General features: G+C 74.5%; 27 protein-coding genes. 13 read left to right on the top strand and 14 right to left on the bottom strand.

Annotation, left to right across the window (positions count from 1 at the left end; all coding sequences use genetic code 11):
• Positions 1 to 141: 141 nt before the first annotated feature.
• Positions 142 to 357, bottom strand: a complete 216-nt coding sequence (locus tag DOO78_RS11135) for a PsiF family protein (protein WP_111469831.1) — start codon at positions 355 to 357, stop codon at positions 142 to 144.
• Between the two features lie 173 nt (positions 358 to 530).
• Here DOO78_RS11135 and DOO78_RS11130 point away from each other — a divergent pair, with 173 nt between their 5' ends.
• Positions 531 to 743, top strand: a complete 213-nt coding sequence (locus tag DOO78_RS11130; RefSeq protein ID WP_128080037.1) for a hypothetical protein — start codon at positions 531 to 533, stop codon at positions 741 to 743.
• Positions 740 to 2,167, top strand: coding sequence for an amidase (locus tag DOO78_RS11125; protein ID WP_111469829.1), 1,428 nt, complete (start codon positions 740 to 742; stop codon positions 2,165 to 2,167). Before DOO78_RS11130 ends, DOO78_RS11125 begins: the two co-directional genes overlap by 4 nt.
• Before the next feature lie 45 nt (positions 2,168 to 2,212).
• On the opposite strand, the gene DOO78_RS11120 is transcribed toward DOO78_RS11125, so the two are convergent.
• The 3 genes from DOO78_RS11120 to DOO78_RS11110 form a co-directional block, all read right to left on the bottom strand.
• The gene (locus DOO78_RS11120) at positions 2,213 to 2,983 is read right to left on the bottom strand and encodes a DUF3750 domain-containing protein (RefSeq protein ID WP_207802864.1); all 771 of its coding nucleotides are present in this window, start codon (positions 2,981 to 2,983) and stop codon (positions 2,213 to 2,215) included.
• Between the two features lie 335 nt (positions 2,984 to 3,318).
• Entirely contained in the window at positions 3,319 to 3,936 is a 618-nt protein-coding gene (locus DOO78_RS11115; RefSeq protein WP_111469828.1) for an MSMEG_1061 family FMN-dependent PPOX-type flavoprotein, read from the bottom strand.
• Positions 3,933 to 5,582, bottom strand: coding sequence for a thiamine pyrophosphate-binding protein (locus tag DOO78_RS11110; RefSeq protein WP_165838837.1), 1,650 nt, complete (start codon positions 5,580 to 5,582; stop codon positions 3,933 to 3,935). The genes DOO78_RS11115 and DOO78_RS11110 overlap by 4 nt, the downstream gene beginning before the upstream one ends.
• 259 nt (positions 5,583 to 5,841) lie before the next feature.
• Here DOO78_RS11110 and DOO78_RS11105 point away from each other — a divergent pair, with 259 nt between their 5' ends.
• From DOO78_RS11105 to DOO78_RS11095, 3 genes are all read left to right on the top strand, one after another.
• Positions 5,842 to 7,380, top strand: a complete 1,539-nt coding sequence (locus tag DOO78_RS11105; RefSeq protein ID WP_111469826.1) for a circularly permuted type 2 ATP-grasp protein — start codon at positions 5,842 to 5,844, stop codon at positions 7,378 to 7,380.
• On the top strand, positions 7,374 to 8,312 hold the full coding sequence (locus tag DOO78_RS11100) for an alpha-E domain-containing protein (RefSeq protein ID WP_111469825.1): 939 nt from the start codon (positions 7,374 to 7,376) through the stop codon (positions 8,310 to 8,312). The genes DOO78_RS11105 and DOO78_RS11100 overlap by 7 nt, the downstream gene beginning before the upstream one ends.
• Positions 8,313 to 8,383: 71 nt before the next feature.
• Entirely contained in the window at positions 8,384 to 9,118 is a 735-nt protein-coding gene (locus DOO78_RS11095) for a peptidase (protein WP_111469824.1), read from the top strand.
• Between the two features lie 112 nt (positions 9,119 to 9,230).
• On the opposite strand, the gene queE is transcribed toward DOO78_RS11095, so the two are convergent.
• From queE to queA, 7 genes are read right to left on the bottom strand one after another with little or no spacing between them, the layout of a single operon-like run.
• Complete coding sequence (gene queE, locus DOO78_RS11090; RefSeq protein ID WP_111469889.1) at positions 9,231 to 9,863, bottom strand: 7-carboxy-7-deazaguanine synthase; 633 nt, start codon at positions 9,861 to 9,863, stop codon at positions 9,231 to 9,233.
• A complete protein-coding gene (locus tag DOO78_RS11085; RefSeq protein ID WP_111469823.1) occupies positions 9,860 to 10,387 on the bottom strand; it encodes a 6-pyruvoyl trahydropterin synthase family protein in 528 nt (175 codons plus the stop codon). The genes queE and DOO78_RS11085 overlap by 4 nt, the downstream gene beginning before the upstream one ends.
• Positions 10,380 to 11,084 carry a 7-cyano-7-deazaguanine synthase QueC gene (gene queC / locus DOO78_RS11080; RefSeq protein ID WP_111469822.1) on the bottom strand — a complete coding sequence of 235 codons (705 nt, stop codon included), beginning with the start codon at positions 11,082 to 11,084 and terminating at the stop codon, positions 10,380 to 10,382. The genes DOO78_RS11085 and queC overlap by 8 nt, the downstream gene beginning before the upstream one ends.
• 36 nt (positions 11,085 to 11,120) lie before the next feature.
• Positions 11,121 to 12,212 carry a tRNA epoxyqueuosine(34) reductase QueG gene (gene queG / locus DOO78_RS11075; RefSeq protein ID WP_111469821.1) on the bottom strand — a complete coding sequence of 364 codons (1,092 nt, stop codon included), beginning with the start codon at positions 12,210 to 12,212 and terminating at the stop codon, positions 11,121 to 11,123.
• 3 nt (positions 12,213 to 12,215) lie between these two features.
• Positions 12,216 to 12,686 carry a preQ(1) synthase gene (gene queF / locus DOO78_RS11070; protein WP_111469820.1) on the bottom strand — a complete coding sequence of 157 codons (471 nt, stop codon included), beginning with the start codon at positions 12,684 to 12,686 and terminating at the stop codon, positions 12,216 to 12,218.
• On the bottom strand, positions 12,683 to 13,867 hold the full coding sequence (gene tgt / locus DOO78_RS11065) for a tRNA guanosine(34) transglycosylase Tgt (protein ID WP_111469819.1): 1,185 nt from the start codon (positions 13,865 to 13,867) through the stop codon (positions 12,683 to 12,685). The genes queF and tgt overlap by 4 nt, the downstream gene beginning before the upstream one ends.
• Positions 13,864 to 14,955 carry a tRNA preQ1(34) S-adenosylmethionine ribosyltransferase-isomerase QueA gene (queA, locus tag DOO78_RS11060; protein ID WP_111469888.1) on the bottom strand — a complete coding sequence of 364 codons (1,092 nt, stop codon included), beginning with the start codon at positions 14,953 to 14,955 and terminating at the stop codon, positions 13,864 to 13,866. Before queA ends, tgt begins: the two co-directional genes overlap by 4 nt.
• Positions 14,956 to 15,207: 252 nt before the next feature.
• Between queA and DOO78_RS11055 the strand changes: the two genes are divergently transcribed.
• Entirely contained in the window at positions 15,208 to 15,417 is a 210-nt protein-coding gene (locus DOO78_RS11055; protein ID WP_111469818.1) for a TOBE domain-containing protein, read from the top strand.
• A gap of 75 nt (positions 15,418 to 15,492) precedes the next feature.
• Here the strand turns inward: DOO78_RS11055 and DOO78_RS11050 are convergent, their stop codons facing one another.
• Positions 15,493 to 16,671, bottom strand: a complete 1,179-nt coding sequence (locus tag DOO78_RS11050; protein WP_111469817.1) for an isochorismate synthase — start codon at positions 16,669 to 16,671, stop codon at positions 15,493 to 15,495.
• A 194-nt stretch (positions 16,672 to 16,865) separates the two neighbouring features.
• Between DOO78_RS11050 and DOO78_RS11045 the strand changes: the two genes are divergently transcribed.
• On the top strand, positions 16,866 to 17,609 hold the full coding sequence (locus tag DOO78_RS11045) for a TSUP family transporter (protein WP_207802862.1): 744 nt from the start codon (positions 16,866 to 16,868) through the stop codon (positions 17,607 to 17,609).
• Between the two features lie 47 nt (positions 17,610 to 17,656).
• Positions 17,657 to 18,673, top strand: a complete 1,017-nt coding sequence (locus DOO78_RS11040; protein WP_111469815.1) for a hypothetical protein — start codon at positions 17,657 to 17,659, stop codon at positions 18,671 to 18,673.
• 93 nt (positions 18,674 to 18,766) lie between these two features.
• Here the strand turns inward: DOO78_RS11040 and DOO78_RS11035 are convergent, their stop codons facing one another.
• A complete protein-coding gene (locus DOO78_RS11035; RefSeq protein ID WP_111469814.1) occupies positions 18,767 to 19,126 on the bottom strand; it encodes a DUF427 domain-containing protein in 360 nt (119 codons plus the stop codon).
• A 141-nt stretch (positions 19,127 to 19,267) separates the two neighbouring features.
• On the opposite strand from DOO78_RS11035, the gene DOO78_RS11030 reads away from it, so the two are divergent.
• Positions 19,268 to 20,443 carry an amidohydrolase gene (locus DOO78_RS11030; RefSeq protein WP_111469813.1) on the top strand — a complete coding sequence of 392 codons (1,176 nt, stop codon included), beginning with the start codon at positions 19,268 to 19,270 and terminating at the stop codon, positions 20,441 to 20,443.
• Positions 20,440 to 20,886: a PaaI family thioesterase gene (locus tag DOO78_RS11025; RefSeq protein ID WP_243634507.1), complete on the top strand. Its 447-nt coding sequence runs from the start codon at positions 20,440 to 20,442 to the stop codon at positions 20,884 to 20,886. The genes DOO78_RS11030 and DOO78_RS11025 overlap by 4 nt, the downstream gene beginning before the upstream one ends.
• A gap of 33 nt (positions 20,887 to 20,919) precedes the next feature.
• On the opposite strand, the gene DOO78_RS11020 is transcribed toward DOO78_RS11025, so the two are convergent.
• Complete coding sequence (locus DOO78_RS11020) at positions 20,920 to 21,468, bottom strand: hypothetical protein (RefSeq protein ID WP_111469812.1); 549 nt, start codon at positions 21,466 to 21,468, stop codon at positions 20,920 to 20,922.
• Between the two features lie 224 nt (positions 21,469 to 21,692).
• Here DOO78_RS11020 and DOO78_RS11015 point away from each other — a divergent pair, with 224 nt between their 5' ends.
• From DOO78_RS11015 to DOO78_RS28570, 3 genes are all read left to right on the top strand, one after another.
• Positions 21,693 to 23,822 carry a prolyl oligopeptidase family serine peptidase gene (locus DOO78_RS11015; protein ID WP_111469811.1) on the top strand — a complete coding sequence of 710 codons (2,130 nt, stop codon included), beginning with the start codon at positions 21,693 to 21,695 and terminating at the stop codon, positions 23,820 to 23,822.
• A gap of 424 nt (positions 23,823 to 24,246) precedes the next feature.
• Positions 24,247 to 24,951 (top strand): carbonic anhydrase, encoded by a 705-nt coding sequence (locus DOO78_RS11010; protein ID WP_111469810.1) that lies wholly within the window; start codon positions 24,247 to 24,249, stop codon positions 24,949 to 24,951.
• Between the two features lie 79 nt (positions 24,952 to 25,030).
• The gene (locus DOO78_RS28570) at positions 25,031 to 25,609 is read left to right on the top strand and encodes a transposase (protein ID WP_111469809.1); all 579 of its coding nucleotides are present in this window, start codon (positions 25,031 to 25,033) and stop codon (positions 25,607 to 25,609) included.
• The last annotated feature ends 59 nt before the right edge of the window (positions 25,610 to 25,668 follow it).

Genomic DNA, 25,668 nt, shown 5'->3' with positions numbered 1-25,668 from the left:
CGTCGCGGCGGTGCGGGGACCCCGGGGCGTTCCCTCAACCTGCCGCGACAGGACAACGGGCAGCGACGGTTTCACCGGGCGCTCCTGCCAACGGCATGACTGTTCCATTCATGCCGCGCAGGCCTGCGGAGGGGCGACGCCCTATCCCGCCCCGTGCTTCGAGAGGCAGTCCTTCATGAAGGCCTTGCGCGGGTCGCCATGCAGCGCCTTCTCCTTCGCCGAGGCGCTGCACTGGCGCATCTTCTCGTGCTGCGCCTGCTGCGCCGGGCTCGGCGCCTTCTGGGGCTTGGTCTCGGCGGCGAGGGCGGGCAGGCTGGCGAACAGCACCAGGGCGAGGGGCAGGGCGAGGCGGCGCATGCGGACTCCTTCCAGGCTCCGCCGGTCTGCATAGAAGCCGCCGCGGCGTAATTCAACCGTAGAGTTATAGTGCGGCACGCGCCTTGCAGACCCGCTCGCCCCGTGCAGGCGCGCCGCCGCGCGGAGACCCCGGGGGGACCCCGGCGGCCGGCGCCCGAACAGAGGGGACAAGGATGCCGATGGAACCGGAGCTCGTCGTGCCGACGATGGAGGCGATCCGCCGCTGGAGCGGCGTCAGCGTGCCGAATGCCGCCGCCCGCCATGGCCTCGCCGACCATATCGCGCTGATCGCCGAGCTCGAGGCGCTGCGCGGCAGCATGGCGTTCGAGGAGGAGCCGAGCAATTTCGAGGCGGCGCTGCGCGCCTGCAAGGAGCCGGGCCAATGAACGCCCCCGTCGCCGCCAGCGATCTCGCCGATCTCTCCATGACCGAGGCCGCCGACGCCTTCGCCCGCGGCGAGCTGCGGGCGGAGGCGCTGGTCCGCGCCTGCCTCGCCCGCATCGAGGCGCATGACGGCAAGGTCAATGCCGTGATCCGGCTCGACCGCGAGGCGGCGCTCGCCGCCGCCGCGGCGCAGGACAAGGCGCGCGCCGCCGGCGAGGCGTGCGGCCCGCTTGCCGGCGCGCCGATGATGCACAAGGACATGTACTACCGTGCCGGCAAGGTGAGCAGCTGCGGCTCGAAGATCCGCCGCGACTTCGTGCCGCCGGTGACCGCGACCGTGCTCGAGCGGCTGGATGCGGCCGGCGCGATCGACATGGGCACGCTGAACATGGCGGAGTTCGCGCAGAACCCGACCGGGCACAACGCGCATTTCGGCCATTGCCACAACCCGTGGAACCTCGACTACTGCACCGGCGGCTCCTCCTCCGGCTCGGGCGCCGGCGTCGCGGCGCGCTTCTTCACCGCGGCGCTCGGCAGCGACACCGGCGGCTCCATCCGCCTGCCGGCGACGCTCTGCGGCGTGACCGGGTTGAAGGCCACCCAGACCCGGGTCTCGCGCCACGGGGTGATGCCGCTCTCCTTCTCCTGCGACAATGTCGGGCCGCTGGTCCGCACCGCGCGCGACGCGGCGCGCTTCCTCCGCGTCACCGCCGGGCAGGACCCGAAGGACCCGACCAGCGCCGCCGAGCCGGTGCCGGACTACGAAGCGGCGCTCTCCGGCACCGTGAAGGGGATGCGCATCGCGGTCTGCGAGACCTATTTCCTTGACGGCGCCGATGCGCCGGTGGTGGCCGCCTTCGAGCAGGCGCTCGCCGCGCTGCGCGAGGCGGGGGCGGTGGTGACGCGCGTCAAGGCGCCGAGCCTCGCCGCCATCGCCGCCTACACCGCCCTCGTCAGCCGGGTGGAGGGGGCGGCGATCCACGCCAACTGGATGCGCGAGCATCCGGGCGACTACGCCATCCATCTCTCGGCGCGGCTCTTCGGCGGCTATGCCATCCCGGGGCATCTCTATGTCGAGGCGCTGTCGCGGCGCGGCGCGCTGCTGCGGCAATTCGTCGCCGAGGCGCTGACCGGCCACGACCTGGTGGCGACGCCGACGCTCCGCATCCGGGTGCCGACGCTCGCCGAGACCGACATCGATGCCGATCCGGCGAACTGGCACCGCTTCATGGCGGTCTCGGCGAATACGCGGCCCTTCAACTATCTCGGCCTGCCGACGCTGAGCGTGCCCTGCGGCTTCGACGACCGTGGCCTGCCGGTCGGGCTGCAGCTCGCCGGGCGGCCCTTCGCCGAGGCGACGGTGCTGCGCGCCGGCGACGCCTTCCAGCGGGTGACGGACTGGCACCGCCGCGCGCCGGCGCTGTAAGGGTTTTCCCCACGGCGTCGCCGCGCGACGCCGTGGGGGGGCACGTCACGGCAGGGCCGTGCCCGCGCCCTCCCGCCCGGGCAGGCCGAGGCGGCCGAGCCCGGGCAGCTTCAGGGCCGGCCGCCGCAGGTCGAGGCCGGCGACGGCGCCCAGCAGGTTCAGCTCGATCCCCTCGACCCAGGCGAGGGTGAGCCCGGCATAGCCGCCGAGGCTGAGGCGCAGCCCGGTGCCGGAGGGCGTCGGCCGCAGCCAGCGCCCGTCATAGGGGTAGTCCTTGCCGATCGCGGTGGGCGGCAGGGTGGCGCGCAGCCCCGGCACCGCCTCCAGCGCCGCGGCGACGAAGGTGTTGGAGTTCGGCCCCGGCCAGGGCCGGTAGTCGCCGCGGTTGCGCCAGGCATAGGTCTCGATCGCCGCCTGCAGCTGCGGGATCATCGCCGCCGCCTCCGGCCCGTCGGCGGCGAGGATCACCTCCGGCACCTGGCCGAACCAGCGCCCGTCCGGCTCGAAGCCGTTCATGCGGATCGGCTCGCCCCAGGCGGTGTAGTCGTAGCGCGTGTAGCCCGGCGCGCCCTCGGGCTTCAGCACCAGCCAGCAATGCACGGCGAAGATGCCGCGCCAGCGCACGGTGCGGGCGGCGAGGACGCGGACCAGGGCCGGACGGTGCGCGGCAGCCGGGGGCAGCAGCCCGGCGCTGGAGCGGTCGGCGGTGCGCCAGCCCTCGCCGCCGCCCGCCCAGGCGTGGCGCGCCGCGGAAAGCCCGATGGGGAGCAGGAAGACGACCAGGAAGAGCAGCAGGGCCAGGCGAAGCAGGGACATCCGCCCCACCATATTTGCCCGCCCCACCCACCGGACAAGCCGCCCCACGGCCCCCGCACCGGGGAGCCCCCTGCCGCCGCCCGCCGCCTCCCGTTGCCCTGCCGAGGCTTCGCCTCGGCAGGCTGTGACGCATCCCGGACCCGGAGCGAATCCCCGGGGCCCCGCGGCGTCGCGCAGCGACGTCGTGGGACTATCATACCAACGGCATGAATGCTTCATTCATGCCGAGCGCCCGAATGGGCGCCGCCGCACATGCGGCGAAGCCAAGCAAACCGGAGGTTTGCGCCCGGCGTTTGAGGGGGCCGTTGATGTGTCGACATCAACGGCCGTTCGTATCAGTACATCTGCGCCCGGATCCGCGCCTGGTACTCCGCCTCGTAGCGCGCCGGGTCGATCGCCGCGCCGGCGCTGTGCGCCGCGATCATCTGCCCGTTGGTCGGCACGCCGGGCGGCCGCGGCGCATCGCCCCAGAGCCGCGACCGCAGCACCGACTTGGCGCAATGCGCATAGACCTCCCGCACCGCCACCAGCAGCACCGTCGCCGGCTCCCGCCCCTGCGCCGCGAGCCGGGCGCGCAGCGCCGGGTCGGCGGTGATGCGCGCCCGGCCCTGCACCCGCAGCGTCTCGCCGACGCCGGGGATGAGGAACAGCAGCGCCACCTCGGGATGGGCGATGACGTCGCGCAGCGCATCCAGCCGGTTGTTACCGCGCCGGTCGGGCAGGGCGAGCAGCCGGTCCTCCAGCGGCACCGCGAAGCCCGGCGCGTCGCCGCGCGGCGTCGCATGCGGCCCCGCCGGCCCGGCGGTCGCCAGGATGCAGAAGGGCGAGGCGGCGATGAAGGCGCGCGCCGTCGCCTCCAGCCGGTCGGTCACCTTGGCGAGGAAGCGCGGATGCGGCGGCTCGTAGAGCGCCGCCAGCGCCGCCTCGCTGTCCACCGCATGCGGGTCGCTCATCCGCGCAGCGCCTTGATCTGCGCCGGATAGCTGCCGGGATCGACCCGCACATCGACCAGCGCCGGGCCGGGCGCGGCGAGCGCCGTGGCGAGCGCGTCGCGGTAGCCCGCCTCGTCCGTCGCGCGCAGCCCGATCCCGCCGAGCGCCTGCATGACGCCGGCGAGATCCGCCTCCGGCCAGCCGAGCGCGCCGCCCGGCAGGTCGCGCCCGGCCTTCTTGATGTCGATGAGCGAGAGCGTCGCATCGTTGAAGACGACGATGGCGAGCTTCACGCCGAGGGTCACCGCCGTCGCCAGCTCGCCGAGCGCCATCAGCAGCCCGCCATCGCCGGTGAAGGCGATGGCGCCGCGCCCCGGGTCGTGCAGCGCCGCGGCGATGCCGGCGGGCAGGGCGAAGCCCATGGTGGCGAGGCCGTTCGAGATCAGCAGGTCGCCCGGCCGCGCCGCCGGCCAGAACGTCGTGCAGGGGAACATATGCGCCCCGGCATCGACGGCGACGCGCGGGTCGCGCCCGGCCTCGCGGCAGGCCGCGGCGGCGAGCGCCACCACCGCCTGCGGCGAGAGGCCGCGATTGCCGCCGCCGGGCGGGGTCGCGCCGTTGGCCAGCGCCGCCAGCCAGGCCTCGCGGTGGCCGGCGATCGCCGCCGGCGTCCAGGCCGAGGCCCCGCCGCCGAGCGCGGCGAGCGCCGGGGCGAGGGGGCCGTAGAGCCCGGCCGCCGGCACCGCGTAGTGCAGCGGCCGCGGCGCGGTGCCGAGATCGAGCAGCGGCGCCGCGTAGCGCCAGGGCTGCGGGATGAACTCCACCGGATCGGCGCCGGCGAGCAGGATGAGATCCGCCGCCGCCAGCACCGGCGCCTCCGCCGCGCCGCCGGTGAAGACCCCGGCGAAGAGGGGATGCGCGTCCGGCAGCACGCCCTTGGCCTTGTAGGTGACGAGCACCGGGCAGCCGAGCCGCTCGGCGAGGGCGCGCAGCGCGGCGCAGGCGGCGGGCTCCGCCGCCTCCAGCCCGGCGACGATCACCGGGTGCCGCGCCGCCCGCAGCAGCCCCCGCGCCGCCTCGAGCGCCGCGCCCTCCGGCACGGTGCCGGCGGCGGCGAGGGCCGCGGGGCCGGGCAGGGCGGCCGGGGCGCGGGCGGCCTGGCCCGAGAGCTCGAGCAGCGCCGGGCCGCGCGGCGCGGCCATCGCCGTCGCCAGCAGGCTCGCCGCCATGAGGCCCGGCGCGCCGCCGGGCTCGACCGCCCGGGCGGCCGCCTTGGTCACCGGCGCCAGCATGGCGGCATGGTCGAAGAACTGGTGGTTGGCATAGGCCCGCTCGGCGCCGGTGAAGCCATCGGCCAGCAGCAGCACCGGGGCGCGGTCGAGCGAGGCCTGGGCCATGCCGTTGGCGGCGTTGCCGACGCCGGGCCCGCGGGTGACCAGGGCGGCGACGGGCCGCTGCGCCAGCTCGGCCTCGGTCGCGGCCATGATCACCGCCGCCGTCTCGTGCCGCGCCAGGACGAAGGGGATGCCGCGGGCGGCGGCCGCCTCGACGAGATCGAGGCTGGAGCCGCCGCCCGGCACGCCATAGAGGCGCGGCACGCCGGCGGCGTGGAGGGCGGCGGCGACCGCCCCGGCTCCGGTCGAGGGGGTGGCATCCCGCTGCGGCATCGGCATCGCATGTCCTTCCGGTCCTGTGGCGCCCCAGCATAGGCGCCCGCGGCGGCCGCCGCAGCCCGTCGGGCGCGGGCCGCTGCCGTTCACTTAGGCATGCCTGGCAAAAAGCTGAGCAGGGCAACCGGGAACGCCGCATTTCGATGCGCGTCTCGGCTTGCAGGGATGCCGCTCGCCGTGCTGCTTTGCGCGGGGAGCCGCTGCATCAGGGGATCGGAGCCGAGTGTCGCCTGCTAAGAGTGCCGCATACGACGAAATGCGCGCCGAGGATGGGGTCCGTGCCGCTTATGCCGAGATCGAGCGTTGGCTTCGTGCCACGCCGCGCGAGCAGCTGGACCGCAAGCGCCGCGAGGCGGAACTGCTGTTCCGCCGCATCGGCATCACCTTCGCCGTCTATGGGGAGGGTGGCGACCCGGAGCGGCTGATCCCCTTCGACATCATTCCCCGCATCATTGCGAGATCGGAATGGGATCGCCTCTCGGTCGGGCTGCGCCAGCGGGTGCAGGCGCTGAACGCCTTCCTCGCCGATGTCTACGGGCCGCAGGAGATCCTGAAGGCCGGGCGGATCCCGAGCGCCCTGGTGCTGGAGAACGAGGGCTTCCACAAGGCGCTGGTGGGCGTGCGGCCGCCGGGCGGGGTCTACACGCATATCTCGGGCATCGACATGGTGCGCACCGGGCCCGACGACTTCTACGTGCTCGAGGATAATTGCCGCACCCCCTCCGGCGTCTCCTACATGCTGGAGAACCGCGAGGCGATGCTGCGGCTCTTCCCCAAGCTCTTCGCCCGGCACCGGATCGCGCCGGTCAGCCGCTACCCGGAGGAGCTGCTGGAGACGCTGAAGGCGGTGGCGCCGGCCCGCGCCGGGGAGCACCCGACGGTCGCCATCCTCACCCCCGGCCCCTACAACAGCGCCTATTACGAGCATTGCTTCCTCGCCGACGAGATGGGCGTCGAGGTGGTGGAGGGTGCCGATCTCTGCGTGCAGGACCGGGTGGTCTACATGCGGACCACCGCGGGGCCGAAGCGGGTCGATGTCCTCTACCGCCGCATCGACGACGAGTTCCTCGACCCCGACGCCTTCCGCCCGGACAGCCTGGTCGGCGTGCCCGGCCTGATGGAGGCCTACCGCGCCGGCAACGTGGCGCTGGCCAACGCGCCGGGCGGCGGCATCGCCGACGACAAGGCGGTCTACCCCTATGTGCCGGAGATGGTGCGCTTCTATCTCGGCGAGGAGCCGATCCTGCAGAACGTGCCCACCTTCCTCTGCGAGCGCGAGGAGGACCGCAAATACGTCCTCTCCAACCTCGACAAGCTGGTGGTGAAGCTCGCCAAGGGCTCGGGCGGCTACGGCATGCTGATCGGGCCGCACGCCACCAAGGGCCAGCGCGAGGAATTCCACGCCCGCATCCTGGCCAAGCCGGGCGACTACATCGCCCAGCCGACGCTCGCCCTCTCCACCTGCCCGACCGTGGTCGAGCAGGGCATCGCGCCGCGGCATGTGGACCTGCGGCCCTTCGTGCTCTCGGGCAAGGAGATCCGCATCGTCCCGGGCGGCCTGACCCGCGTCGCGCTGAAGGACGGCTCGTTGGTGGTGAACTCCTCCCAGGGCGGCGGCACCAAGGATACCTGGGTGCTGGAGGACGAGGGGCCGGGCGAGGCGGCGGCCCAGGGCCAAAGCCAAAGCCAGGGCCAAAGCCAGGGCCAAATCCAGGGGCAGAGCCAAAGCCAGGGACAGGGCCAAGGGCAGAGCCAGGGGAAGGGACAGGCGCAGACGGCCTCGCTCGGATGCTGAGCCGCACGGCCGAGAACCTGTTCTGGCTGGCCCGCTACACCGAGCGGGCCGGCAACGTGGCGCGCGGGGTCGCCGTCGCCTTCCGCATGGCGGCGATCTCGGCCCGGCTCGGCGACGAGGGCGCCGAGTGGCGCGCCCTGCTCACCGCCTCGGGCGGCGATGCCGGCTTCTACCGGAAATACGAGGCGCCGACCGCCGAGGCCGCCATCCACTGGCTGCTCCTCGACCCCGACAACCCCTCCTCCATCCTCGCCTGCTTCGAGGCGGCGCGGCGCAACGCCCGCTCGGTGCGCACCGCGCTCACCGTCGACATGTGGGAGGCGCTGAACGACAGCTGGAACCACCTGCGCAACCTGGCCCCCGACGCGACCGAGGGCGAGAACCTCGTCGACTTCCTCGGCTGGGTGCGCGAGCGGGTGACGCTGTTCAATGGCGCGGCGAACGAGACCATGCTGCGCTACGAGCCCTGGCGCTTCGTGCATCTCGGCACGATGCTGGAGCGGGCGGACAACACCGCCCGGCTGCTCGACGTGAAGCACGCCCTCTTCGCGCCGGAGATCGAGGGGGCGGTGGACTACGTGCAGTGGCAGGCGGTGCTGCGCTCGGTCTCGGCCATGCGCTCCTACCAGTGGGTGTACCGGGAACGGCTCTCCGGCCGGCGCATCGCCGAGCTGATGATCCTGCGCCCGGAGCTGCCGCGCAGCCTCGCCGCCTGCCATGCCGCCGTCGCCGACACGCTGGAGGCGATCGGCGTCGGCCAGGGCGGGCGGTTCGGCGAATGCCACCGCGTCTCCGGCCTGCTGAAGGCGCAGCTCCGCTACGGGCGCATCGAGGACATCTTCGCCCAGGGGCTGCACGAGTTCCTGACCGACATGATCACCCACACCGCCGAACTCGGCGCGGAGATCGAGGCCTTCTACATCCGCCATTGAGGGCGGCGCGATCGGCCCTATGCTCCGCCTGCGCCCGGCCGCGCCGGGACGCGCAGGCGGGAACGGGTGGCATGACCTATTGCGTCGGACTCTATCTGCGGGACGGGCTGGTCCTGCTCTCGGACACCAGGACCAATGCCGGCGTCGACCACATCTCGGTCTTCTGCAAGATGCAGGTCGAGGAGGTGCCGGGGGAGCGGGTGCTCGCCATGCTCTCGGCCGGCAACCTCGCCATCACCCAGGCGGTCTGGAACCGGCTGCAGGAGGGGGTGGAGCTCAGCGGCGTGCGGCACACGCTGCGCAGCGTGCCGAACATGTTCCGCGCCGCCCAGCTCGTCGGCCAGGCGGTGCGCGACGTCTTCGCCGCCGATGGCGAGGCGCTGAAGGCGCAGGAGGTGCGCTTCGACATCTCGCTGATGCTGGGCGGCCAGATCGCCGGCGAGGCGCCGCGGCTCTTCCTCGTCTATGCCGCGGGGAATTTCATCGAGGCGACGGCCGACACGCCCTTCCTGCAGATCGGCGAGCACAAATACGGCAAGCCGATCCTCGATCGGGCGGTGAGCTTCGACACCGCCCTCGTCGACGGCGTGAAGCTGGTGCTGATCAGCATGGACAGCACCTTGCGCTCGAACCTGACGGTCGGACTGCCGGTCGATCTGCTGGTCTACCGGGCGGACAGCTTCGCGGTGACGCTGCGCAAGCGGCTCACCGAGGAGGATGCCTATTTGCGCATCATCCGCGAGGGCTGGAGCAGCGCGCTGCGGCAGGCCTATCTGGAGATGCCGCGGCCCGACTGGGTGCCGTGATACGCCCCACGAAGCCGCTGCGCGCCTTCGCGGGGGCCCCGGGATTGGCGAAGGGCCCGAGGCGCGGCACAGCCTGCCGCGGCGAAGCCGCGCCAGGGCAACGCGGGGCGACTCAGGGAATCCCGATCAGCTTGTGGGTTTGCAGCGAAAGCCGCCAGCGGGGGTGGCGGAGGCAGTAGGCGACGGCGGCCGCCGTATGCGCGGCGCGGTCCGGCCCGTCCATGGGCTGCAGGAAGAAGTGGCGGAAGTCGAGATGCGCCACCGCCTCCGGCATCAGGCCGGGCTGCGGGTAGACGAGCTTCAGCTCCTCGCCGCGCGTCGCCCGCAGCGGCGCCCCGGCCTTGGGGCTGACGCAGAGCCAGTCGATCCCCGGCGGCGGCTCCAGCGTGCCGTTGCTCTCGACCGAGATGGCGAAGCCCGCCGCATGCATCGCCGCGATCAGCGGCGCATCGAGCTGCAGCAGCGGCTCGCCGCCGGTGAAGACCACGTGCCGCCCCTCGGCGCCGCCCCGCCAGGCGGCGAGGATCGCCGCGGCCAGCGCCGCGGCATCGGCGAAGCGGCCGCCGCCCTCGCCATCCAGGCCGACGAACGCCGTGTCGCAGAAGCGGCAGACCGCCGCCGCCCGGTCCTCCTCCCGCCCGCTCCAGAGGTTGCAGCCGGCGAAGCGGCAGAACACCGCGGCGCGGCCGGCCTGGCCGCCCTCGCCCTGCAGGGTCGGGAAGATCTCCTTGACCGCGTAGCTCACCGCGCCGCGTCCCATGCGTTGATGCTGAGATCGGCGCGCGACCACCAGCCGTGGCGCCGCGGCAGGATGTCGTAGGGGTCGCCCTCGAAGCGCACCGTGTTGGTCGGCGTCTCCTCGATCTCGACCCCGACGCAGGCGAGCCGCCCGCCATCGGCGGCGAGGAAGGCGCCGAGCTTGGCCGCGAAGAGGCCGCAGAGCAGCTCCGTCGTCGGATCGCCCGGCGTCACCAGGAGGCGCGGCAGCCGCTCCGGCTCCGCCGCGCGGAACCAGCCGAGCAGCGGGTCCGCCTCGCCGAGCTGCAGCGCGTGGTCGACATGGCCGTCGATCCAGTGGTGCCAGCGCGCCTTCGCCCGCGCGAAGGGCTCGACCATGTTGGCCGCCCCGTCCAGCCGCTCCGGCCGCACCGCCCGCAGCCGCACCGTCACCGTCTCGGTATGGCCGTGCGGCACCGCGCATTGCGCCGTGCCGTCGGTCAGCAGCCGGTGCGCCATGGCGAAGCGGCGGCGGAAGACCAGCTCAAACATGCTCCGCCCGCCAGGCCTCCCAGCCATGCCGCCGCAGCTCGCAGGCGGGACAGGTGCCGCAGCCATAGCCCCAGACGTGGCGCTGCTGCCGGTTGCCGAGATAGCAGCTATGGGTGTCCTCGCGGATCGCCTCGACCAGCGGCGTGCCGCCCAGCCGCTCCGCCAGCGCCCAGGTCGCCGCCTTGTCGCGCCACATCAGCGGCGTGTGCAGCACGAAGCGCGTCTGCATGCCGAGGTTGATCGCCACCTGCAGCGCCTTCAGCGTGTCGTCGCGGCAATCGGGGTAGCCGGAATAGTCGGTCTCGCACATGCCGGCGACGAGGTGCTTCAGCCCGCGGCGATAGGCGAGCGCGGCGGCGAAGGTGACGAAGAGCAGGTTGCGCCCGGGGACGAAGGTGTTGGGCAGCCCGTCCGCCTGCATGGCGATCTCGGTCTCGCGGGTCAGGGCGGTGTCGGAGACGGCGCGCAGCGCATCGAGGCTGAGCACGTGGTCCGGCCCGAGCCGCGGCGCCCAGCCGGGGTTCTCCCGCCGCAGCCGCGCCCGGAAGCCGCCGCGCACCAGCATCTCCACATGGTGGCGCTGGCCGTAGTCGAAGCCGATGGTCTCGACATGGGCGAAGCGATCCAGCGCCCAGGCGAGGCAGGTGGCGGAATCCTGTCCGCCGCTGAACAGCACCAGCGCCGCATCCTCGCGCATCACGCCCTCCGCCGCACTTGGCGGCATCCCTTGCCGTCACCCATCCTGCACCATCCCTTCGGCCCTCGCCTCCAGGGCGGGCGCCGTCGCCTCCAGCCGGGCCAGCGCCCAGCGCGCCGCCTCCGCCACCACGGCGTCGGAATCGCCGCAGAGCGCCCCCGCCACCGGCCGCAGCCCGGCCTCGCCGGAATTGCCGATGGCATAGAGCACGTTGCGCACGAAGCGGTCGCGGCCGATCCGCTTGACCGGCGAGCCGGCGAAGCGCGCCCGGAAGCCGGCATCGTCGAGCCGCGCCAGCTCGGCGAGCGCCGGCGCGATCAGATCCTCCCGCGCGATCAGCCCCGGCACCGTCGTCGGGCGGGCGAAGCGGTTCCAGGGGCAGACCGCCAGGCAGTCGTCGCAGCCATAGACGCGGTTGCCGAGCTTCGGCCGCAGCGCCGCCGGGATCGGACCGCGATGCTCGATGGTGAGATAGGAGATGCAGCGCCGCGCGTCGAGCCGGTAGGGGGCGGGGAAGGCCTCGGTCGGGCAGGCCGCCTGGCAGCGGGTGCAGCTCCCGCAACGATCGGCATGCGGCGCGTCCGGGGCCAGCGCCAGGGTGGTGTAGACCTCCCCGAGGAAGAGCCAGGAGCCATGCGCGCGGGAGACGAGGTTGGTGTGCTTGCCCTGCCAGCCGAGCCCGGCCGCCGCCGCCAGCGGCTTCTCCGAGACCGGGGCGGTGTCGACGAAGACCTTCACCCCCGTCCCGGCGAAGCGCGCCACCATCCAGCGCGCCAGCGCCTTCAGCCGCGGCTTGACGATGTCGTGGTAGTCGCGGTGCCGGGCATAGGCGCTGATGGTGCCGCGATCCGGCCGCGCCAGCGGCGCCAGCGGGTCCTCGGCCGGGGCGTAGGAGAGGCCGAGGCAGATCACGGAGAGCGCCTCCGGCCAGAGCGCCCGGGGCTGCGCCCGCTGCTCGGCGCGGGCCTCCATCCAGCCCATCTCGCCATGCATCCCGGCGGCGAGGAAATCCCCCAGCCGCTGCCGCACCTCCGGCCCCAGCTCGGCGCGGGCGAAGCCGACCGCGTCGAAGCCGAGGCGCAGCGCCTCGTCCCGGATCGCCGCCCGCGCCCCGGCCTCGGCCGCCATCCGCTATCCCCGGCCGCGATAGGGCGCGACGCCCTGGTCGGGGATCCAGACCCCCTCCGGCGCCGGGCCGGTCTGGTAGAAGACGTCGATCGGCATGCCGCCGCGCGGATACCAGTAGCCGCCGATGCGCAGCCAGACCGGCGCCAGCTCCGCCACCAGCCGCCGGGCGATGGCGACGGTGCAGGCCTCGTGGAAGGCGCCGTGGTTGCGGAAGGCCGAGAGGTAGAGCTTCAGCGACTTGCTCTCCACCAGCCAGTCGCCCGGCAGGTAGTCGATCACCAGATGCGCGAAGTCCGGCTGGCCGGTCAGCGGGCAGAGCGAGGTGAACTCCGGCGCCGCGAAGCGCACCAGATAGGGCGTGCCGGGATGCGGGTTCGGCACCCGCTCCAGCCGCGCCGCCTCCGGGCTCGCCGGCACCCCGGCGGGGCGGCCGAGCAGGGTGAGGCCGCTGGTGTCGGTGCTGGCTTCGGTCATGCGGGCGTCTCCCGGTCCTCGGCGAGCGCGGCGGCGGCGGGGTCGTCGCCGATATTGTCCTCGGGCAGCGCGTCGCCCGCCGCCCAGCCGGCCTCGACCGCGGCGCAATGCGCCGCCAGCCGCCCGGCCGATATGGCCTCGCGCAGCCCGCGCGTCAGGTCCTGGTAGTACTGGATGTTGTGCCAGGTCAGCAGCATCGGCCCGAGCATCTCCGCCGCCTTGATCAGGTGGTGCAGATAGGCGCGGGAATGCCGGGTGCAGGCCGGGCAGGGGCAGGCGGGGTCGAGCGGCCGCGGGTCCTCGGCATGCTTCGCGTTGCGCAGGTTCAGCACGCCGCGGCTGGTATAGGCGCGGCCGGTGCGCCCGCTGCGGGTCGGGATGACGCAGTCGAACATGTCGATGCCGCGCCGCACCGCGCCGAGGATGTCGGACGGCGTGCCGACCCCCATCAGGTAGCGCGGCGCCGAGGCCGGCAGCAGCGGCAGGGTGCAGTCGAGCACCGCGAACATGGCCGGCTGGCCCTCGCCGACGGCGAGCCCGCCCACCGCATAGCCCTCGAAGCCGGTCGCGGCGAGCGCTGCCACGCTCTCGGCCCGCAGCGCCGGATAGGTGCTGCCCTGGACGATGCCGAACAGCCCATGCCCGGGGCGCGGGACGAAGGCCTCGCGGCAGCGCGCCGCCCAGCGCATGGAGCGGCGCATGGACTCCGCCGCCACCGCCTCGCTCGCCGGGAAGGGCGTGCATTCGTCGAGGCACATGGTGACGTCGGCGCCGAGCAGGCGCTGGATCTCGACGCTCCGCTCCGGCGTCAGCCGGTGGCGGGAGCCGTCGAGATGCGAGCGGAAGGTGACGCCCTGCTCGTCCATCTCGCGCAGCGCGGCGAGGCTCATCACCTGGAAGCCGCCGGAATCGGTCAGGATCGGGCCCTGCCAGTCCATCATCCGGTGCAGCCCGCCGAGCCGGGCGACGCGCTCGGCGCCGGGGCGCAGCATCAGGTGGTAGGTGTTGCCGAGCACCATGCGGGCGCCGGTCGCGCGCACCGCGTCGGCGGTCATCGCCTTCACCGTGCCGGCGGTGCCGACCGGCATGAAGACCGGCGTCTCCACCGCGCCATGCGCGGTCCGCAGCACCCCGCGCCGGGCGGCGCCGTCGGTGGCGGCGCAGGTCCAGGAGAGCGTCACGGCTGTTGGCCTTCGCTGGCTCGAGAGCCCGCTACGGCATCCGCCCGTGTCAGGAGGCTGGCATCGCCATAGCTGTAGAAGCGGTAGCCCGCGGCGATGGCATGCGCATAGGCGGCGCGCATGCGGGCGGTGCCGGCGAAGGCCGAGACCAGCATGAAGAGCGTGCTCCGCGGCAGGTGGAAATTGGTCAGCAGCAGATCCGCCGCCCGGAAGCGGTGGCCGGGCAGCAGGTAGAGATCGGTCAGCCCGCGGAAGGGCCGCACCGGCCGCAGCGGGTCGCCCCCGGCGCCTTGCGCCGCCGTCTCCAGCAGCCGCAGCGCCGTGGTGCCGATCGCCAGGATCCGCCCGCCCGCCGGCCGGGCGGCGTTGATGATCGCCGCCGCTTCCGGCGTCACCTCGCCCCATTCGGCATGCAGCCGGTGGGCGCGCGGGTCCTCGCCGCGCAGCGGCAGGAAGGTGCCGGCGCCGACATGCAGCGTCACCGTCGCCCGCCGCACCCCCCGCGCCTCGAGCGCCGCGACCAGCCCGGGGGTGAAATGCAGGCTGGCGGTCGGCGCGGCGACGGCGCCGGGCCGGGCGGCGAAGAGGGTCTGGTAGTCCTCCCGGTCCTCCGGCCGCGGCCCCTCCGGCCGGGCGATATAGGGGGGGAGGGGGATTTCGCCGGCGCGCTCCAGCGCCGCCGCCAGCACCGCCGGATCGGGGCCGAAATCGAGCCGCGCCGTGCCGCCCTCGCGCGCCAGCACCCGGCAGGGCAGCTCCGGCGCGCCCTCGACCTGCAGCGCATCGCCCGGGCGCAGCCGGCGGGCGTTGCGCACCAGCGCCTCCCATGTCCCGTCCGGCTCGGCGCGGTTCAGCATGATCTCGATCGCCGCCGCGCCGCGGCGGGCGCGCAGCCGGGCGGGGATGACGCGGGTGTCGTTCACCACCATGACGTCGCCGGGGCCGAGCAGCGCCGGCAGGTCGCCGATGCCGCGATCGGCGCAGCCCTCCGGCCGCACCAGCAGCAGCCGGGCGGCGTCGCGCGGCCGCGCCGGGGCCTGGGCGATCAGGCGCTCGGGCAGGGCGAAGTCGAACTCCTCCGCCCGCAGGGGGCGATGCGGCGGGGGAGGCGCGAGGGCGGGGCTGTCGGGCACGGCGGGGGGCTAGCGCGGGCGGGGCGCGAAGGCAACCAAACCCGCCCCAGCTGGGCCGGCCGGCGGCATCGCGGCGAATTGCGGCGGGCGGAGCGCCGGGCGCCGGCCGGGCCGGTCCGCCCCCGGCTTGACCCTGCCCCGGCCGCGCGACATGGCTGCGCGCCGCGCCGCGCCGCCGGGCGCCGCCACCCGACGAGGAGATCCCCCATGAAGCTGTCCGCCCGCAACCAGCTCCCCGGCACCGTCGAGGCGGTCTCGCCCGGCGCCACCACCGCCCATGTCACCATCAAGCTGAACGGCGGCGGCACGGTCGTCGCCTCCATCACCAACGAGGCGGTGGCCGACCTGGCGCTGAAGCCGGGCGACAGCGTCTTCGCGGTGATCAAGGCCTCCGACGTGATGGTGGGCAAGGGCTGAGCGGCGCCGCCGGGGCATCGCCGTCCCGGGGCGTCACGCCCCGCCGCGATCCGCGCCGGGCGTGACCCCGCGGGGTCACGGCGGCCCCGGCGGGCCGGCTGTCCCTGCGCGGTCCTCCGGCAGGTCGATGCCGAGCGCGGCCAGCATCGCCCCATACTTCGCCGCGGTCTCGTCCACCTCCTTCCAGGGCTCGGAGCCCGGCACGATGCCGGCGCCGGCATGGAGCCGCGCCTGCCGCCCGGACAGCTCGGCGCAACGGATGGCGACATGCCACGTGCCGTCGCCGCGCCCGTCGCACCAGCCGATGGCCCCGCCATAGAAGCCGCGGTCGCGCGGCTCCAGCCTGTCGATCAGCGCGGCGGCCCGGTCGCGCGGCAGACCGCAGACGGCGGGGGTGGGGTGCAGGATGGAGGCCAGCAGGGCGGCGGAGAGGCCGGGGTCCTTCAGCCGGCCCTCGATCCGGGTGCCGAGATGCCACAGGCTGGCGGTGCCCCGGAGCTGGACGCCCTGGGGCCGCGCCAGTGTCCGGCACCAGGGCGCGAGGGTGTCGAGGACGAACTCGGCCGCGATGGCGTGCTCCCGCCCGTCCTTCCCGGAGCGTAGCAGCGCCTCGGCGGCCGCGGCGTCCCGCGCCGGCTCGCGGTGGCGACGGGCCGAGCCGGCCAGCGGGTGCGAGGCCACGCGGTCGGCCCGCTTGGAGAGCAGGAGCTCCGGCGTCGCCCCGGCCAGCTGGCGCGGGCCGGCCTGTCCGTCCGGCAGCGGCACCAGGAAGGTGGTCACGGACGGGTCGGCGGCCAGGCGATGCAGCAGGGCGACGGGGTCGATCGGCGCATCGGCCGTCGCCAGGAGGCTGCGGGACAGAACGATCTTCGTGAGCGCGTCGCCCGGCGGCGCGGACAGGGCCGCCTCCGCGGCCAGGATGTCCAGCGCGCGCCGCACGGCATCGGCATAGCCTGCGGCATCCGGCTCGTGCCGCAGGGACCAGCGGACGGAACGGGCCGGCGCAGGCTGGGGCGGCAAGGCGCTTGCGACCCGCGCTGCCTGGCGCAGGTCGTCTTTGGCCGCGCGATCGAAGGGCATCGCGCCGGCGAGGATGGCGTCCGGGCCGGCGCTGCGGAAGAAGGTGTCCAGCCGGGCGGCCAGGGTGGCGGCGGGGCCGCCTGGCAGGGCGGCGGCCTGACCGAGGCCGATGAGCGTGCCCTCCGCGCTGCGGAACGCGAAGAGCGGGGCGGGGGCGGCTTCGCCGAGGGGCATGCGGGGCGGTCCGTCGGAGGCGGGTGCTGCGGGGCGCCTGCGGTTGTATCGCCTGGTCCTTCATTCTGAAATATCAATAAAAACCCATGCCCTGCCCGCCGGCTCCGGGCGCCGCGCCGGCGTCGGCTCCGGCGTCGGCGTCTGGCGCCCGCCGGCGGCCCATGGCAGTCAGGGGCCGAGGGGGAGACCGGGACGTGGAGAGTCTCATCGCCGTGGTGGCGCTCGGCGCCGCCGCGGGCGGCTTCGTGCAGGGGCTCTCGGGCTTCGCCTTCGGGCTGGTGGCGCAGGCGATCTGGGCCTGGACGCTCGATCCGGCGCTGGCCGGGCCGCTGACCGTCTTCGGCTCGCTGCTCGGGCAGATCCTCGGCATCGGCGCCATCCGCCGCGGCTTCGATGCGCGGCGGGCGGCGCCCTTCATCCTCGGCGGGCTCCTCGGCGTGCCGCTCGGCGTCGCCCTGCTGCACCGGATCGACCCGGACTGGTTCCGCGCCGGGGTCGGGCTGCTGCTGCTGGTCTGGTGCCCGGCCATGCTGCTGGCCCGCGCCCTGCCGCGCATCACCCGCGGCGGCCGGCTGGCGGATGCCGCGGTCGGGCTGGCGGGCGGCGTCATGGGCGGGCTCGGCGGCCTCACCGGACCGGCGCCGACCCTCTGGGTGACGCTGCGCGGCTGGGGGCGGGATGCGCAGCGCGCGGTGTTCCAGGCCTTCACCCTGGTGATGCAGGCGATGACCATGACGGTCTATGTGGCGAGCGGCACCGTCACGCCGGAGGTGGCGACGCTCTGCCTTGTGGCGGCGCCGGCGCTGCTGCTCCCGACCCTGCTCGGCCTCCGGCTCTATCGCCGCTTCAGCGACATCGCCTTCCAGCGCATCGTGCTCGGGCTGCTCGCCGTCTCCGGCCTGCTGCTGGTGACGGCGGCGGTGCCGCGGCTGCTGTAACCGGGCCAGGCCGGTGGCATCATGGCCGGACTGCAAGGACCGCCCCGATGCCCCTGCCGCGCCTGCTCCTCCTCCTCGCCCTCCTGGCCGGGGCCGCCGCGCCCGCCCGGGCCGAGCCGCTGCGCTTCGTCGCCTTCGGCGACATGCCCTATTGCCGCCCCGAGGCGCCGGAGCTCTGCCCGGCCGAGGAGGGCCGCGTCGCGCGGCTGATGGCCGCGATCAACGCGGCGCGGCCGGCGGTCTCGATCTTCCTCGGCGACACCAAGGGCGGGGCCGAGCTCTGCACCGATGAGCGGGTGCTGCGCGCCTTCACCTGGATGGGGCTCGCCGACCACCCGCTGGTCTACACGCCCGGCGACAACGAATGGACGGATTGCTGGCAGGACCGCGCCGGGCGCTTCGACCCGCTCGAGCGGCTGGCGCTGCTGCGGCAGCGCTTCTTCGACCGCCCGGCGAGCCTCGGCCGGCGCCCCATGCCGCTGCTCCGCCAGGCGGCGCCGGCGGTGGAGAATGCCCGCTGGATGCAGGACGGCGTGCTGTTCCTGACGCTGCACGTCCCCGGCAGCAACAACGGCCGCCCCGGCGAGCCGGGCGAGCCGGGGGCGCGGATGCTGCCGCAGGGCGAGCGGGCCTTCGCCGAGTTCCGGCTGCGCGACGCCGCCAACCGCGCCTGGCTCGCCGAGAGCCTCGCCGCCGCGCCGGAGGCGCGGGCGGCGGTGATCGCCCTGCAGGCCGACCTGTTCTACCGGCAGGTCTGCGGCGCGGGCTATGACAGCGGCTATGCCGCGATCCGCGAGGCCATCGCCGAGGCGGCGGCGCGCTTCGGCCGGCCGGTGCTGCTGCTGAACGGCGACAGCCATCTCTTCGTGCATCACCGCCCGATCGCCGCGGTGCCGAACCTCACCCGGCTGCAGGTGCCGGGCGAGGCGGATGTGCAGGCGGTGCTGGTCACGCTCGACCCCGAGGCGGCGGAGCCCTATCGCTTCGAGCTGCTCGGCCCGCCCGGCGACCCGCCGCAGCCGCCGCCCTGTCCCGGCTACGCGGCGCTGCGGGCGGCGCAGTAGGGCCGCCCCACAGCGGTCCTCCCGCCCAGGATGCGTCGCGGCCCGCCGCGCCGGGGCGACGGGCCGCGACGGTCTCGATGGGCGCCCGAAGGCCTACAGCTCCTCGATCGCGTCCACCCGGTCCGGGTAGAAGGCGAGATGCCCGGCGATCGCCGCCACGGCGGGGTAGGGCGCCTCGTAGCTCCAGATCGCGTTCTCGGCGCGGCGGGGGCCGGCCTCGATGCTGTAATAGGCGGCATCGCCCTTGTAGGGGCAATGCGTGCTGCGCTCCGTCCGCTGCAGCAGCGCCATCGCCGCATCCTCGCGCGGGATGTACTGCACCGGCGGGTAGCTGGCCTCCCGCAGGGTGAGGGCGCGCCCGCTCTCGGCCACCACCTGCCCGTTGAAGGTGACGCGCACGCGCTTCGGATTGGGCTCGATGGCGATGGGATGATCCGGGCCGGGCTGCTTCATGGCGATGCACCTCCGGCGGAAGAGATGGCGTCGCCGGGCGCCACATCCAATCCCGCTGGCAGCCCCATTGGCAGCCCCGCCGGGCTGGCCGGCAGGCCGGCGCCCCTGCCAGACTGCCGCCGGCCGAGGGGAGAGCCCATCATGCTGCTGAGCAATTGCCGTCTGCCGGATGGCCGCGCGGGCCTGCATGTGCTGGTGCGGGACGGCCGCGTCGCCGCCATCCTCGACGCGCCGCCGGAGGTCCCCGCCGGCGGGCCGGAGATCGTCGACTGCGGCGGCGCCTTGCTGCTGCCGGCGCTGACGGATTTCCACGTCCATCTCGACAAGGCGCTGTTCGGCCTGCCCTGGATGCCGCACGCCGCCGGCCCGGACCGGATGAGCCGGATCGAGACCGATGCGCGGGTGCTGCCCGCCCTGCCGGCCGGGCCGCGCGCGACCGCGCTGCTGCGGCGCTGCATCGCCCAGGGCAGCGTCCACCTCCGCAGCCATGTCGACATCACCCCGGCCTTCGGCCTGCGCAACCTCGAGGCGGTGCTGGCGGTGCGCGAGGCGCATGCGGGGCAGTGCCACATCCAGACCGTCGCCTTCCCGCAGGCCGGGGTGATGCGCGCGCCCGGCACGCTCGAGCTGCTGGAGGAGGCGCTGCGGATGGGCGCCGACCTGCTCGGCGGCCTCGACCCCTGCGAGGTGGACCGCGACCCGCGCGGCCAGCTCGACGCGCTGTTTGCGCTGGCCGGGCGGCATGGCGTCGGGCTCGACATCCATCTGCACGAGGCGGGCGAGCTCGGCCTGTTCTCGCTGGCCGAGATCTGCGCCCGCACGCGCGCCGGCGGCCTGCAGGGCCAGGTCTGGGTCAGCCACGGCTTCGCCCTCGGCGCGGCGCCGGAGGCGCGGCTGCTGCGGGCGGCGGCGGAGATGGCCGAGAGCGGCGTCGGCCTGGTCAGCCACGGCGCCGGCGGCGCCGCCCTGCCGCCGCTGCTGCGCCTGGCCGAGCTGGGCGTCTCTGTCCTGCTCGGCAACGACAACATGCGCGACACCTGGAGCCCCTATGGCACCGGCGACATGCTGGAGCGCGCGGCGATCATCGGCTGGCGGCTGGATGCGCGCACCGATGCGGCGATCGCGGCGCTGCTGCGCATGATGACCGAGGCCGCGCCGCGGGCGATGGGGATCGAGCCGCCCTCGCTGGCGCCGGGCGGGGTGGCGAGCTTCGTCGCCCTGCCGGTCGAGACGGTGGGGGAAGCGGTGGCGCAGCACCCGCCGCGGCGGCTGGTGGTGTATCGGGGGCGGGTGGTGGCGGGCGGGGGTCCGGCGTGACGGCCGGGGCGGAGGATGTCGCGCCGCGCATCCGTGCGAGCTTCGCCCGGCAGGGCCTCATGCGCACCCTCGGCGCCGTGCTCGACCATGTCGCGCCGGGGCAGGTGGCGATCTCGCTGAGGCCGGGGCCGGCGATCTCGCAGCAGCACGGCTTCGTCCATGCCGGCGCGGTCAGCGCCATTGCCGATAGCGCCGCGGGCTATGCGGCGCTCAGCCTGATGCCGCCGGGCCGGGGCGTGCTGACCACCGAGTTCAAGATCAACCTGCTGGCGCCGGCCCGGGGCGAGCGCATCCTGGCGCGCGGCCGGGTGGTGAAGGCGGGCCGCACCCTGACCCTGGCGCAGACCGAGGTCTTCGCCGCGAGCGGCGGCCAGGAGCGGCTGGTCGCCCTGCTGACGGCGACGCTGATGGCGATCGAGGACCGCGAGGGCATCACCGATTGAGGGCGCCGCCCGGGCGCGCGGCGGCCGCCGGGCTCAGGCGGCGTGCCGCGCCCGCACCCGCGCCGGATACCAGCCGGTGAACTGGATGGCGCCGACCAGCGCCAGGACGATGACGAGGATGCCAAGCTTCGGCGGCATCCCCGGCACCAGCAGCAGCGCCGCCTCGGCCGCGACCATCACCGCGAAGGCCAACCCCCAGACGCCGCTGATGACCATGTTGGTCCGCAGGAAGCCCGGCGAGGCCCAGAGCGCCGGCGCCACCTGCTCGCGCGCATAGGCCAGGGTGAAGGGCCGGCGCAGCGCCAGCGAGGCGAGGATGATGAGCAGCAGCCCGGCATCGACGGCGAGGCGGACGCCGATCACCGACCAGTCCGGCCGCAGCACCAGGGCGATGAGGGCGAGGGCGCCGAAGAGGAGCATGGTGCCGAGCTCGAGCAGCTTCGGCGCGCGGCCCGCCAGCCGGTCCCGCAGCAGCAGCCCCGCGGCGACGAACGCGCCGGCGACCAGGCCGGGGGTGGGGCCGGCGAGGCGATCGAGGAGGGCGAAGGCGAGGAAGGGGGAGAAGGCGAGGAGGATGGCCATGGGGGGATCCAGGCTTGAGGCTCGGGAGCATGGCAGACCGCGCCCTCGCGGGAAGGGAGAATGCGTCGGGCGCCCGCCGCCGCCCCGGTCCGCACGGCGCGTGACGTGCCCCGCCGCACAGGCGGGGCCGGTCGCCCATGGCGCTCCTGCCGCCACCCCGCTAGGCCCTCTCTCCTAGCCCCGCCCGCCCCATGGCGCCGCGCCAGCGGAAAGAGGATCGGCTGATGCCCGCAAATCCCGACCCCCGCCCAACCCTCGCCACCCCCGACGACGACCCCTATCTCTGGCTCGAGGAGGTCGAGGGCCCCCGCGCCCTCGCCTGGGTCGCCGCCCAGAACGCCGCAACCCTGGCCCGCCTCGCGGATGCCCGCTTCGAGGCCGACCGCGCCGCGGTGAAAGCCATCCTCGACCGGCCGGACAAGCTGCCCTTCGTCAGCCGCCGCGGCGGGCTGCTCTACAATTTCTGGCAGGATGCCGCGCATCCCCGCGGCCTCTGGCGCCGCACCACGGAGGCCAGCTTCCGCACCGAGGCGCCGGACTGGGAGATCCTGCTCGATCTCGATGCGCTCGCCGCCGCCGAGGGCGAGGACTGGGTCTTCAAGGGCGTCCGGGCGCAGCCCGGGGCCGGCGAGACGGCGCTGCTCAGCCTCTCGCGCGGCGGCGGCGACGCCACCGTGCTGCGCGAGTTCCACCTCGCCCGCCGCGAATTCCTCGCGGACGGCTTCCGCCTGCCCGAGGCGAAGAGCGACGTCGCCTGGCTCGACGCCGATACGCTGCTGCTCGCCTCCGCCTGGGGGGAGGGGATGGCGACCGCCTCCGGCTATGCCCGCACCGTGCGCCGCTGGGCCCGCGGCACCGATCCGGCCGCCGCCCCCGTGATCTTCGCCTGCCCGCCCGAGCACATGGCGGTCGGCGCCTCGGTGGACCGCGAGGCGGGCGGCCAGGTCACCTTCATCGACCTCCGCAGCTTCTACGAGCGCCGGCTGCATCTCGGCGACGGCAGCGGCCCGCGCCAGGCGCTCGACCTGCCCGCGGATGCCGAGCCGAGCTGGCAGCGCGGCTGGCTGGCGGTGCGGCTGCGCACCCCCTGGACCATCGGCGGCGCCACCCATCCGGCGGATGCGGTGCTCGGCCTCCGGCTCGACGCCTTCCTCGCCGGCGGGCGGGACGTCGTCCGCCTCTTCACCCCGGCGCCGCGCCGGGCCCTGCAGTACATGCACTGGTGCGACGGCCGCCTCATCCTCGCCGTGCTGGATGAGCTGCGGCCGGCCTACCAGGTGCTGACGCCCAGGGACGGCCAAGGGGAAAGCCAGGGGGAGGGCGAGGGAGAGGGCCCCTGGGCCGCCGCCGCGCTGCCCGGCCTGCCGGAGATCGGCACCGCCTCGCTCTGGCCGCTCGATGCCGCGCGCGAGGAGTCGGACGGCACGCTGATGCTGATGGTGCAGGACCCCGTCACCCCGCCCAGCCTGCAGCGGACCGACACCGACCTCGCCGCCCCGGTGCTGCTGAAGCGGGCCCCGGCGGTCTTCGACGCCGCCGGGCTGGTGGTGACGCGGCACGAGGCGGTCTCCAGCGATGGCGAGCGCATCCCCTATGTGCAGACCGGCCCGGCCGGCCCGCCGGATGGCGATGCGCCCGGGCATCTCACCGGCTATGGCGGCTTCCGCGTCGCCAGCATGCCCTATTACCAGTCCATCCAGGGCAAGCTCTGGCTGGAGCGCGGCGGCACCACGGTGCTGGCCCATATCCGCGGCGGCGGCGAGTTCGGCACCGCCTGGCACGAGGCCGGGCGGCGCGAGCGCAAATACCTCTCGCACGATGATTTCGCCGCCGTCGCCGCCGATCTGGTGCGGCGCGGCGTGACGCGGCCCGGGCGCATCGCCGCCGAGGGCGGCTCCAATGGCGGGCTGCTGATCGCCAACATGCTGGTGCGCTATCCGGAGCGGTTCGGGGCGCTGTTCTGCACCATCCCGCTGATCGACATGCGCCGCTACAGCAAGCTGCTCGCCGGGGCGAGCTGGATCGCCGAATACGGCGACCCCGACGCGCCGGAGGACTGGGAATTCCTCCAGCGGGTCTCGGCCTATCACCGGGCGGAGGCCGGGCGGCGCTACCCGCCGATCCTGCTGGCGACGACGCGGCGGGACGACCGGGTGCATCCCGGCCATGCCCGCAAGATGGCGGCGAAGCTGCAGGCGCTGGGCTATCCGGCGCTGTTCCACGAGCCGGCGGCGGGCGGCCATGGCTATGGCAAGGACAATGACGAGGTGGCGCGCTTCGCCGCCCTCGGCTCGGCCTTCCTGCGGCGGGCCATCGGCTGGGAGGCGGCGGGGCCGGCGCGCCCGGAGGCCTGATACGAACGGCCGTTGCTGGTGACCCATCAACGGCCCCGATGGGCAGTCCCCTTGGCGCCGGGCGCAAACCTCCGGTTTGCTTGGCTTGGCTGCGCCGCGTCGCGCTGACAGGCGCGCCTGACGGCGCGACCGGCGGCGCCCATTCGGGCGCTCGGCATAAAGGAAACATTCATACCTTCGGTATGATATCGCCGCGCCAAGCCGGGGCTTGCGGACATTGATGCGCCACCATCAATGCAGGGGAATAGTCGAGGCGCAGCGGCCGACTGCGGTCGCCTCCGCGGCCTCGACGGCGATCGCTGGGACGCCGGGGTCCGATGCGGGACGCGGCGCCAAGGGCATGCCGTTGCTCCGGGTGTAGTGTCCTGCGACGACGGAGCGCCTTCGGGCTGGTCTTCGCATATCGAAAGGGAGGGGACGGCACATGTGCCATTGCTGCAAGCCCGCGACGGGGCGGCGAGGGCTCCTCGCCGCGGGTCTCGGCGCCCTGGCGGTGACGCAGCTCGCCGCCCCGGCCAGCGCCCAGCCGCCGGCGCGCGCCGCGGAGGATCCGGGCGCGGCCTTCGCGCGGCTCGCCGCCGGCAATGCCCGCTATGCCGCGAACACGCCGAAGGCGCGGGACGTCTCGGCCAAGCGCGTGCGCCGCGCCGCGGGGCAGGCCCCCTACGCCGCCGTGCTCGGCTGCGCCGATTCCCGCGTGGCGCCGGAGCTGGTCTTCGACGAGGCGCCGGGCAACCTCTTCGTCGTGCGCGTCGCCGGCAATTTCGTCACGCCCGAGGGGCTGGCGAGCCTCGAATTCGGCGCCGCGGTGCTCGGCACCAAGGCCATCCTCGTCCTCGGCCATACCAGTTGCGGCGCGGTGGATGCGACGGTGCAGGCCCTGCAGAAGGGGAACGACCTGCCCGGCAGCATCGCCGGCCTCGTCACCGCGATGAAGCCGGGGATCGAGCCGGCGCTGAAGGAGACGGGCGGCGACCTGGCCCGCCGGGCGCTGGAGGCGAATGTGCGGCACAGCGTGGAGGTGCTGCGGACCGGCTCGCCGCTCCTCTCGCCGCTGATCCAGCGCGGCGCGCTGGCGGTGCGGGGCGGGATCTACGAGCTGGCGACCGGCCGCGTCACCATGCTCTGACCACCGGCGTCGTCGGAACGAGCTTGACGCAACAGGAATAAATGTCTATCGTGCGGCCCCGTCACCGGGAGGGGTCCGCATGCCGCATTTCACCCCGCGCCGCGACTGGGCCCCGCTCTCCGATGCCGAATGGGCGGCGCTGCTGCCGCATCTGCGGGATGCGGCGCTGCCCGGCCGGCCGCTCGCCGATCCGCGCGGGCGGATGGACGCCATCCTGCACATGGCCGTCGCCGACCTCCCCTGGCGGCTGCTGCCGGAGCGCTTCGGCAAGCCGGACACGGTCGGCCGGCATTTCCGCCGCCTGACCCATGCCGGGCTCTGGCTGCGGCTGCTGGAGGCGCTGGCGGACCGGCGCTGCCCGCCGGCGCTGCGGGCCATCGAATACTGGCTCTGCCGCGCCGCCCGCCGCGCCATGCGGCTGCTGCAGATGCGCGGCCTGGTGCTGGCCCGCCGGCTCGGCCTCTACACGGCGCTGCCGATGGTGCCCTGGATGATGCCCGACCCGGATTTGTCCGAATGGCTGTTCCGCCGCATCTGGCGCGCGATCGCTGACATCCCGCGCCGCTGGCCGCCGCCCGGCTTCCTGCGGGTGGCCGGCAAGGTGCTGGCGACGGTGGGCGGCCGCCCGGTCTGGTCGAAGCGCTTCGCCCCGCCCTGATGCAGACGCGGCGCCCCGCTGCTCGCGCCGCGGGCAAGGCCGGTCCGGCGGCCCTGCAT

It is taken from the genome of Roseicella frigidaeris (assembly GCF_003258945.1).
Lineage (GTDB): Bacteria > Pseudomonadota > Alphaproteobacteria > Acetobacterales > Acetobacteraceae > Paracraurococcus > Paracraurococcus frigidaeris.
Note: the sequence above shows the minus strand (reverse complement) of the source record. Positions and strands in the feature narration are given on the sequence as shown.